The 9,217-nt window shown below is 72.8% G+C and carries 11 protein-coding genes and 1 pseudogene; 8 read left to right on the top strand and 4 right to left on the bottom strand.

The genetic code is table 11. The features are described 5' to 3' along the window. The 3 genes from HYE82_RS29845 to rsgA all read left to right on the top strand — a co-directional run. Positions 1–666 (top strand): hypothetical protein (locus tag HYE82_RS29845; RefSeq protein ID WP_218783221.1); only part of this gene is annotated, 666 nt, incomplete at its 5' end. Beyond that, complete coding sequence (locus HYE82_RS39100) at positions 663–1,340, top strand: 2OG-Fe(II) oxygenase (protein WP_179177307.1); 678 nt, start codon at positions 663–665, stop codon at positions 1,338–1,340. The genes HYE82_RS29845 and HYE82_RS39100, both read left to right, overlap by 4 nt. Then, on the top strand, positions 1,333–2,376 hold the full coding sequence (rsgA, locus tag HYE82_RS29835; RefSeq protein ID WP_179177306.1) for a ribosome small subunit-dependent GTPase A: 1,044 nt from the start codon (positions 1,333–1,335) through the stop codon (positions 2,374–2,376). Before HYE82_RS39100 ends, rsgA begins: the two co-directional genes overlap by 8 nt. Positions 2,377–2,591: 215 nt before the next feature. Here the strand turns inward: rsgA and HYE82_RS29830 are convergent, their stop codons facing one another. Then, the gene (locus tag HYE82_RS29830; protein WP_179177305.1) at positions 2,592–2,804 is read right to left on the bottom strand and encodes a hypothetical protein; all 213 of its coding nucleotides are present in this window, start codon (positions 2,802–2,804) and stop codon (positions 2,592–2,594) included. Positions 2,805–3,196: 392 nt separating this feature from the next. On the opposite strand from HYE82_RS29830, the gene HYE82_RS29825 reads away from it, so the two are divergent. Further along, a complete protein-coding gene (locus HYE82_RS29825) occupies positions 3,197–3,844 on the top strand; it encodes a hypothetical protein (RefSeq protein WP_179177304.1) in 648 nt (215 codons plus the stop codon). Between the two features lie 312 nt (positions 3,845–4,156). Here HYE82_RS29825 and HYE82_RS29820 read toward each other — a convergent pair whose 3' ends face one another. Further along, positions 4,157–4,816 carry a type III effector protein gene (locus tag HYE82_RS29820; RefSeq protein WP_179177303.1) on the bottom strand — a complete coding sequence of 220 codons (660 nt, stop codon included), beginning with the start codon at positions 4,814–4,816 and terminating at the stop codon, positions 4,157–4,159. 180 nt (positions 4,817–4,996) lie between these two features. Here HYE82_RS29820 and HYE82_RS29815 point away from each other — a divergent pair, with 180 nt between their 5' ends. Both HYE82_RS29815 and HYE82_RS29810 read left to right on the top strand, forming a co-directional pair. Continuing rightward, on the top strand, positions 4,997–5,425 hold the full coding sequence (locus HYE82_RS29815) for an Hsp20/alpha crystallin family protein (RefSeq protein WP_179177302.1): 429 nt from the start codon (positions 4,997–4,999) through the stop codon (positions 5,423–5,425). A gap of 174 nt (positions 5,426–5,599) precedes the next feature. Continuing rightward, a complete protein-coding gene (locus HYE82_RS29810; RefSeq protein ID WP_179177301.1) occupies positions 5,600–5,995 on the top strand; it encodes a DUF2267 domain-containing protein in 396 nt (131 codons plus the stop codon). A gap of 259 nt (positions 5,996–6,254) precedes the next feature. Here HYE82_RS29810 and HYE82_RS29805 read toward each other — a convergent pair whose 3' ends face one another. Continuing rightward, positions 6,255–6,563, bottom strand: coding sequence for a DUF6223 family protein (locus HYE82_RS29805; protein ID WP_179177300.1), 309 nt, complete (start codon positions 6,561–6,563; stop codon positions 6,255–6,257). Positions 6,564–6,790: 227 nt separating this feature from the next. Here HYE82_RS29805 and HYE82_RS38545 point away from each other — a divergent pair. Next, a pseudogene (locus HYE82_RS38545) lies at positions 6,791–7,117 on the top strand (sensor histidine kinase); the annotation flags it as partial. Positions 7,118–7,295: 178 nt separating this feature from the next. Here HYE82_RS38545 and HYE82_RS29800 read toward each other — a convergent pair. Then, on the bottom strand, positions 7,296–7,772 hold the full coding sequence (locus HYE82_RS29800) for a hypothetical protein (RefSeq protein ID WP_179177299.1): 477 nt from the start codon (positions 7,770–7,772) through the stop codon (positions 7,296–7,298). 791 nt (positions 7,773–8,563) lie between these two features. Here HYE82_RS29800 and HYE82_RS29795 point away from each other — a divergent pair. After that, on the top strand, positions 8,564–9,055 hold the full coding sequence (locus HYE82_RS29795; RefSeq protein ID WP_179177298.1) for a hemerythrin domain-containing protein: 492 nt from the start codon (positions 8,564–8,566) through the stop codon (positions 9,053–9,055). The last annotated feature ends 162 nt before the right edge of the window (positions 9,056–9,217 follow it).

The raw sequence follows: 9,217 nt of genomic DNA, 5'->3' as shown, positions 1-9,217 counted from the left end.
CGCCGCACCCGCCCCGCCCCCGAAACCGCCACCGCGGCACCCGCGGACGGCGACGACGGCGACGGGGAGGGCGACCGCTTCCGTGACGCCTTCGCAGTCATGGCACGCTTCCCCTGGTTCGGCGTCGGCATGGCCCTGTGGTTCGTCGTCTCCCTCGGCATCGGCCTGACCGCCGTCGCCGGACCCGTCATCGCGGTGGAATCCCTCGGCGGCACGGGCGCCTGGTCCGTCCTGGCGACCTGCCTCGCCATCGGCTCCCTCCTCGGCTCCCTCTCCGTGATCTCGGCGTCGAAGCAGCACCCCTGGCGGGCCGCCGCGATCGTCGTCACCCTCGGCGCCGTCCTCCAGTTCACCGCACTGATCCTGCGCGACCAGCTCCCGACGCTCGTGATCGGCGCATCGTTCGCGCTGTGCGCCCTGGCCACCGCCGCCTGCGGCATCGTCTGGGACACCGCCTACCAGAGCGAGATCCCCGAGCGGTACCTGTCCCGCGTCGGCTCCGTCGACAACTTCGTCAACGCCGTCGGCGTCCCCCTCGGCATGCTCGCCGGCGGACTCCTCACCCGCCACTACGACGCGGTGTTCCTCACCGTCTGCGTCCTCCTCGTGCTCCTCGGTCTGCCCGCCGCCCGCCTCGCGGGCCGGGAAAGGAAGACAAGCCCGTGACCCCCACCGTCCTCGACGCCCCCGCGACCTCCGCCCTCGCCCGCGTCCACTCCCGCGGCAGCCGCTTCGTCGTCATCGACGACCTGCTCCCCGACGCGGACTTCGCACGTACCGCCGCCGATTTCGCCGCCGTCCGCCTCAAGCCGGTCCTGTCCACCATCGACCCGGTCTACGACGGCTTCGCCTACCGCGGCGGCGAGGACAAGCAGCCGCTGGCCGACCCCCACCCCGCATCCGACACGCCCCCCTGGCAGCGCGCCGTGAAGGAGCAGATCACCGCGCATCTCGACGTCCTCGGCGCCGGCCCCGGCACCGACGGCCTCGCCCTGACCCGCAGCGCCTGGGGCTACCCCGCCGGCTCCCGCCTGAGCTGGCACAACGATGCCGGCGCGGGACGCATCGGCGCCTACGTCTACTTCGCGCACGACCACTGGGACGCCTCCTGGGGCGGCGGCCTGGCCGTGGTCGACGAGGAGTCCCGGGCCGACGCCTGCGACGGCGCCGCTCTCGTGGCCGGCCCGTCCCACCCGGCCCTGATCCTGCCCCGCCCGAACCGCCTCGTCGTCTTCCGCGCCCGCACCATGCACGCCGTCCAGCGCGTCGACACCACCGCCGGCGACCGCCTGCGCCGTACCTGGACCGGCTTCATCACCGAGGGGAACCCCCATGACTGACACGCTGACCTCCCCGGCCGCCCTGGACCGCCTCGGCTGGACCGCCGCCGATCACGACCGCTGGCCCGCCCACACCCCGCCGGCCCGCGTCGTCATCAACCACGGCAGCGTCTGCGACGTCCTCCTCGCCTCCGCCGACGGCCCCCTCACCGCCCACAGCGCCGGCGTCTCACCGGCCCTGCACACCACCCCCGTCGCCGGCGACTGGGCGGTCCTCGGCGCCGACGGCCGCATCCACGACCTCGCCGAACGCCGCTCCGCCCTCTCCCGCCCCGCCGGCGCCGGCAACGGCCCGCAGGTCATGGCGGCCAACATCGACACGGTCCTGCTCGTCGTCCCCCTCGACAGCGGACTGAACGCCAAGATGGTCGAGCGCCTCTCGGTCATGGGCTGGGACAGCGGAGCCCAGCCCGTCCTCGTCCTGTCCAAGGCCGACTGCACGTCCGACGGGGGCCTCACCGACGCCGCCCGCGCCGAGGAGCTCAGCCCCGGCATCCCCGTCATCCCGATCAGCGTCCGCACCGGCCAGGGCCTGGACACCCTCCGCTCCCACCTCGGCCCCGGCACCACTGCCGTCATGCTCGGCCCGTCCGGCGCGGGCAAGACCTCCCTGCTGAACGCCCTGGAAGGCACCCAGGAGGCGGTCGCGGCCGTCGGCCGCGCAGGCGGCCGCCACACCACGACCACCCGCCGCCTGCACCTGCTCACCTCCGGCGGCGTCCTCCTCGACATCCCCGGCATCCGCTCCCTGGAGCTGACGGCCAGCCGCCGCTCCGTCGACGACGTCTTCGGCGACATCGCCGCCCACGCCCTGCAGTGCCACTTCGGGGACTGCTCCCACGACGGCGACGCCGGTTGCGCCGTCGAGGAGGCGGTCCGTTCCCGGACCCTCCCCGCGGACCGCCTCGCCCACTGGCGCAAGCTCCAGGACGAGATCGACTACCGGCTGCGCCGCGACGACCCGGCCGCCATGGCCGAGGTCCGCAAGCAGTGGAAGGCCGTCAGCAAGCACGCCCGCCGGGGCCGCCGCGGCTGACGTCCACACTCGATGTCCGCCGACTGCAGGCCGGGTGCCGGGACGATCGCCCGCCACGGCCGGCGGCAGCGGTGCGATCCACCCCGCTCCTGTCCCACGAGGGGCCCGGCATTCCGGCCGGGCCCCTCGAGTTCCTCCCGCCCGCCGCTCCCGATTTCGGAAGGTCGCCCATGCGATACCAGGGCGAAGCTCGAAGCGGCGACTGTGGCCCTGCGTTATCCGACGACCACCTGGCCGTTGAACTTGCCTCCGACACAAATCGTCGCGCCGACCTGCTTCACGACCTTGCCTCCACCGGAGACGCAGGCCTCGGCCGTCACGGACACGGGCGCGGCCTGATGAGTCGAAGCGACGGCCGAACCCACGGGGGCGAGAGCGGCCAGCGCAACGGACGCGGCGGCCAGGCCGAGTAGCTGACGAGCACGCATGTAGAACCTCCTGCGATGTGGAACGAAGGTGTGGACATCGGCCACACCAGCAAGTGATCCGGCCGGGAGCAAGGTACGTTGCGCCACCCGGCGGAGTCCCGGCCCCGCAAAGGTGACGACGTGCAGGCGGGTGCGGTTGTACTCGACCTTGACGACGACCTCACGGGCTGCCGCCGGCTCAACCACCGATACGGACCGCCTGATCCCGGACGAGCGGTTGTCATACCGAGGCGCTACAGTGTGCGCCGCGGTCGAGACGGCTGACTACCGATTCTCCTGGGCAGGGCCCGCCGCAGCATCCTTTTGACATTCCGTCGGGGTGTACGGGGGCCGGCCGCCCGGCTGTTGTGGCGCGTCCCCGTTCGCAGAACCGAGAAACAGCCAGGAGATCCATGAGAAAGAGAGCGCGGAGATCGAGCATGCTCGCCGCCGCCACCGCCGTCGCGGCCACGGGCATGTTCATGGCCGCACCGAGTGCCAGCGCGGGCACGTCCGATGTGGCGAACCCCGGCTTCGAGAGCGGCAACGCGTCCTGGAACGAGAAGGTGACCCCGTTCACCGGGCATCCCATCAACAACTCCTCCGCGTGGCCGGCGCATTCGGGCACCGGCAAGGCGGAGCTGGGCGGCCAGGGCCTGACCGGTATGAGCCGCATCTCGCAGCAGGTCACGGTCCCGGCGCACCGGGTTCCCGTGCTGTCGTTCTGGGTGCGCAGCGACGTGGTCCACAGCGGGACGAGCGGCTTCGGCTTCCGCCAGCTGATCGTGGAGGCCACGGCGGAGGACGGAACGCCCTTCGAGCTGCACGACCGCATGAACAAGGCCGGTACCAACGGTTCCTACGAGAAGGTGACGGTCACGCTGCCGGACGCCTTCTACCGCTCTTCCCCGCAGAAGGTGAACATCAGCTTCATGGCGATCGAGGACGCGGCGAACCGGATGCCGTTCCTGATCGATGACGTGAGCATGGAATACCGCCTCAAGAAGATCGACCGTCCGGTGGTCATTCCCGGCGGCATCTTCCGGCCCGTCGGGGGCTGATCCCCCTCCGCCGGCCAGGGCGGCGCGGTGTCCGAGTCCCACCCCGTCGCCGAGGCCCCGCGGCGCGTCGCCCGCCGGTCGGCTTCCGACGGCTCTCCGCCCTCCGGGCGCGGAGAGCCGCCACCGCCGAGGGTGTGACCGCGGATCGGGCCTCCTCCACGCACTGGCTTCCCGCGCCATCTGCCGCCGGGCGGAACCGGTCCCGGCGTCTGAGGGGGCGGCCTCCGGCCAGGTCACCGCCCTCGACATCGGTTGTCGTCGACGGCCACCGAGCCGCCTGCGGCGGTGCCGTACCAGGGACTGGTGGGTGCGTCAGGTGGTGCGGCGTCGCTGGTCGCTGTCGGCGCGGAGGCGGTCGGTCTGGTGGACGAGGTCGTCGATCCGGTCCGCGAGGTCGGGATGGCCTCGGCGCAGATGGGGTGCGACGGCCGCGAGGGGGTTCACCAGGGTCGCGGGATCGTTTCCGCCGAGGGCCTGGAGTACCCGGCCGAGCGAGGCGCGGCCGGGGGCGTCGAGACCGGTGAGGGCGGTGACCTGACCGGCGAGCTGGCGCAGGTCGGCGGCGTGGTCGCGGGCCCACGCGTCCACGGTGCGCTGCGCGGCGCGCGAGTCGCGGGTCGCCTGCACCCGCTGCTCGCCGGTAGCCCCTGCCGCTCCGGGCCGAACCCGCAGGTAGCGGCGTTCCGCGGCCTGGCGGCTGGCCACACCGAGCGGGCCGGCCAGGTCCGCCCAGCTGGCACCGGCCGCCCTGGCCGTCTCGATCAGGCCGGACTCCCAGCCGGCCAGCCGCTCGCGGACCTCGCGGAGCAGCAGCAGCGCGGCCAGCGGCTCCTGCGGATCGTCCGGGGCGTCCGTCCCGGGCCCGGGGGCGCTGCTCAGCGCCCGCTCGATGTCGGCCAGTGCCGCCGCGGCGGCGAGGAAGGAAACGGGCGAGCCGGGAGCGCTTCGGCCGGTTGGAAGGTCGGGGGTCATGTTGCCTCCGGTGGTTCGGGTGTGCTGGATGACCGGTCGCCTGTCGTCCTCGTCTGCAACAGCCGGGGTGTCACCCTTCTGATGTCACACCTACTTGTCATCGCCTGGATGACATGTTACAACGGAGGAACCTGAAGCGCACTGGCTACCCATTGCAGACACATCAGGAGGTGTTCTCCCATGCTGATGCGCACTGACCCCTTCCGTGAGATCGACCGCCTCGCCCAACAGCTCATGGGCCCGGGTACGTGGTCGAAGCCGTCCGCCATGCCGATGGACGCCTACCGCGACGGCGACTCGTACGTGATCGCCTTCGACGTCCCGGGCGTCACGAAGGACGCGATCGACATCGACGTCGAACGCAACATGCTCACGGTCAAGGCCGAACGCCGGCCCGCGCCCAAGTCGGACCAGACCCAGATGGAACTCTCCGAGCGGCCCCTGGGCGTCTTCTCCCGGCAGGTGATGCTGGCCGACACCCTCGACACCGAGCACATCGAGGCCGACTACGACGCCGGTGTGCTGACCCTGCGGATCCCGATCGCCGAACGCGCCAAGCCGCGCAAGATCGCCATCGGCGACGGCAGCCGCAAGCAGCTCAGCGCCTGACCGGCCGGCGCCACCAGCGCAAGCGCGCCGTCCCCTTCAGCAGCCGCACCGTCGGCTTCCTTCCCCGGCGGTGCGCCCGCCGAGGACGGGAGAAGCCCCTCCCACTCTCCCGTCCTCCCCGTCCGCACCACACCAGGCACGCGCGAAACAGCCAGCCCCCCGGAGGCACGCGCCATGACCCTGCGATGGGACGCCTTCATCCAGCACGTACAAGAACGCGGCGAGTACTCCTCCCGGCAGGAGGCCGACCGCGCGGCACGCGTGGTCCTCGCCCTGCTCGGCGCGCACCTCGTCGGCGAGGACCGCGCCCGGATCGCGGCCCGCCTGCCCGAGACCTACGCGCTGATCCTGCTCAACCCGCTCCGGGCCGCAGAACCCCTCGACGCGGAGCGGTTCGTGCGCGCGACCGCCGCCTGGATCGACGGCGCGACCGAGCGGACCGCCGCCTGGGACGTCAGCGCCGTGCTCAGCGTCGTCGCCGACGCCGTCGACGAGGACCTCCTGCAGCGCGTCCTCCTCCAACTCCCTCCCGGGTACGACCTGCTCTTCGGGCACCCCCAGGCCACCTGACCGGGTGGCCCGTTCCCGGAGCCCTTGCCGATGACGTACGAGCAGACGCCGGAGGCCGTGCGGGGCCGAAGGCGCCCACACCCGACGGCGAGCGCGCGACGGAGACCGCGCCACCGCGCGTTCGCCGCAGTCGGCCGTCGGCCGACTGAGAGCAGAGAGACCCTCCGTCGGTTGCCGGCCCGTGAAGCCCGGCCGACACGAGCAGAGCCACCGCCGCGCCCGGTCGTACCCGTAGCGGTCAGCGGTCAGCGGTCAGCGGTCAGCGGGTGCGGCGGGAGCGGGACAGGGCCCAGCCGCCGAGGACCGTGGCGGCCACTCCGACGAGCAGGGCGACATAGGCGCCGCCGAGGCCGTTGCCGGTGCCGAGGCCGCCCGGGGCGGTGGCTGCGACCAGGCCGCCGAGCGCCAGGCTGATCATGCCCGCAGCCATGGCCGGTACGGCGCCGGGGCGGCTGGTGGGGCGGGCCATGACCACGCCTGCGAGGCCGAGGAGCGCGCCCGTGGCGGCGCCGAGGCGCCCGAGGCTGAAGGTGTGGACGCTGGCGGCGAGCAGGTGGTCGGCGGACATGGGGTGCTCCTTCGTGTAGGGCGCGTGAGGCCGGTCTCGTTCGGGTGGTGAGATCGTGCCCGCCGGACCGGCTGCCGGTCGTCCGGCGGTTGCAGACACTTCGCGCTGCCGCAGTTGCGGCAGGCATGGTGCGTGTACCGCGGGTGCGGTAGTCGGCCGCTCGACCGCGAGGGGGACTCGCCTGTGGCAGGGCTGGTCAGGGTGCCGGCATGAAGGCACGGCGGGCCGGCGGGCCTGCGCCGGTCGCGCGGGGCCGGGCGCCCGTGGCTGTGCCCGCCGTTAGCGGGCCGGGCGCTGCCGGGTACCAGGAGGCGGGTTCGATGTGCCCGCTGTGGCGTGCCCGTTCGCGGTGTGCGCGGCCGTACGGGCGGGCCACCGCTTGCCGGCGATCGCGGCGAGCGTGGTCCTGCTCGTCTTCCTTCCGCTCGCAGCGTTGGCCTCGTGGCCGCGCTATACGGGCGAGGCCTTCGCGCAGGCCCGGTGCGCACTCGACATCGCGTGGGCTGATCGCGGCCGGCGCAGCGGCAGAGGCACTGCGGCAGGCCGAGGAGCGGCAGGCGGGGGGAGGCCGAGCCCCGCGGCACTTGGGCGGGGGCCGCCCGTTCCCTCTCCACCACCGCCCCCACGTGTACGTAGAGCCGGCCCGGCCGACCGGCGCCGGGAGGCCGACGGCGGCCGGGACGCCGCCCGGACCTCCCCGGCAGGGAAGGTCCGGGCGGCGGGGGAGCGCCGCTACTTGAGCCTGTACAGGCAGCCCTTCGGGTTCTTTCCGCCGTCGTTGTCGGCGACCTGCTTGCCGTCGACCTTGATGACGCACGAGGCCTGCTGCAGCATCCCGTCGGCGCCCTGGACCGATCCGGGGACGACCGTCACCAGACGCCCCACCTTCTGTTCCGCGCCGATGAGCTTGACGGTCTCCGTCTTCGTCCACGGCAGCACCGCCTGCTGCTCGGAGCCGCTCGTTTCGGCGTTGTACATGAGCGGGACCTTGCCCTGCCCGGAAACCTCCAACGTCACCTCATGGGTCGCGTTGCCGCTCCCCTTCGCGGCGGCCGGCTCCTTGGCCGCGGGCGAAGCGCCCTGGGACACCGAGCCCGTGGCGCCCGCGCCGTCCGCCTTCCCGCCGCCGTCCTTTCCGCTGTCACTCCCGCAGCCGGTCAGCAGCGCCACTGCAGCGAGCAGTGCCAGCCCGGTAACCGTCTTGCGCATGTTCCCCGTTCCCCATCTTTCGGCCTTGCTGGTCCTGTCTTCCCTCCGACGAGGGACGACGTCCAAGATCCAATCACGCCCCGTGAGGTGACGCGCCACCGGGGTACGCCGAAGCGGGGTCAAGCGGGCATCTCGGCTGCCGGGAGGGACTGTTTGACTACTGTCCGCAACGGTGAAGGGGCATCAGCGGACCGGTCCACGGCCCGGGTACGGGTGGTGGGCCCTGCTCGCGTCGTCTGCAGGACCGCGGCAGGACCGCGCGCCGTGGCGGTCCCCCACGCCTGCTCCCGCGGAGTGCCGGGGCCTGCTTCGAGCGGGGCAGGTACGGGCAAGGTATCGCTCCGGACCTCCGGAAGGCCGACGTCGGCTCCCTGCGTCACCGGGTCGCCGATGACGGCGTAGCCCCTGTTGTCGGTGGGGTCTCGGCCGGCGCACCCAGAAGCCACCGCCGACCCCTTGCCGCCCAGTCAGGGCAGGGAAGGCCGCACAGCGGTGAGCCCCGCACCCATGACCCTCGGCCCCAACATCCAGGACCGCTCCTCGCAGGGCGAGAGCCGTCGAGGCTCCGTAGCCTGAGAACGAGGGACACGAAGACCGCGAGATCTTGCGGAGGGGCTCTGGGGCCATCTCCGGCGCAGTCGGCCGCCCCGGTAGTCACGACGATGTGCCGGCCCCGGTTGTCGGCCCCTCCCGCCCGAAGCCGGGCAGGGCCGGCCGGCCACCGGGCCGGTGGGACAGGCACCACCACCGTGTTCGACCTGCCACCGGCCCGGCCGAGCAAGGAGGAGACCGTGACCACGCTGACCCAGCAGTTGCACGACGAGCACGCGGACCTGCTGCCACACATCGAAAGACTGCGCACGGTCGCCGATACCGTGGGCCGAACGACGCCGGAGGCGCTCGGCACCGCGCTCGCCGGCCTCCAGCGCTTCTTGGCGCATCACCTCATCCCGCACGCCGAAGCCGAAGACCGGGTGCTGTATCCAGCGATCGATCGAGTGATGGGCGCCGCCGAAGCGACCGCGACGATGTCCAGGGAACACGTCGAGGTCGGCCGGCTGGCACGCGAGCTGGACACGCTGCGGGAGGCGGTGGACCGGGACGGGCTCAACGACGAACGGCAGGCCGCCCTCCGACGCGTCCTGTACGGCCTGTACACGCTGGTCAAGGTCCACTTCGCGAAAGAAGAGGAGATCTACCTGCCGCTACTCGAAGAGCGGCTTCCCGCACCCGAGGCGGAACAGCTTCTCGCAGAGTTGGCGCACGCCGGCCACCACCGCTGAGCCCCCGACCGCTCCCGCGTGTCGCAACTGCGCCTCCTCCGGGGTGTTCGCCCCCGGTCACATTTCTCGTACTGTGCCCGCCTTCTGCGGGCGGGCGGCTCGGCGACGTCCTGGCCGCCCTCCCACACGGCCGCCCCCTGCTCGTCGCCTCCGCTCCATCCC

Source organism: Streptomyces sp. BR123, from assembly GCF_013401435.1.
In the GTDB taxonomy this organism is placed as follows: Bacteria; Actinomycetota; Actinomycetes; order Streptomycetales; family Streptomycetaceae; genus Streptomyces.
Note: the sequence above shows the minus strand (reverse complement) of the source record. Positions and strands in the feature narration are given on the sequence as shown.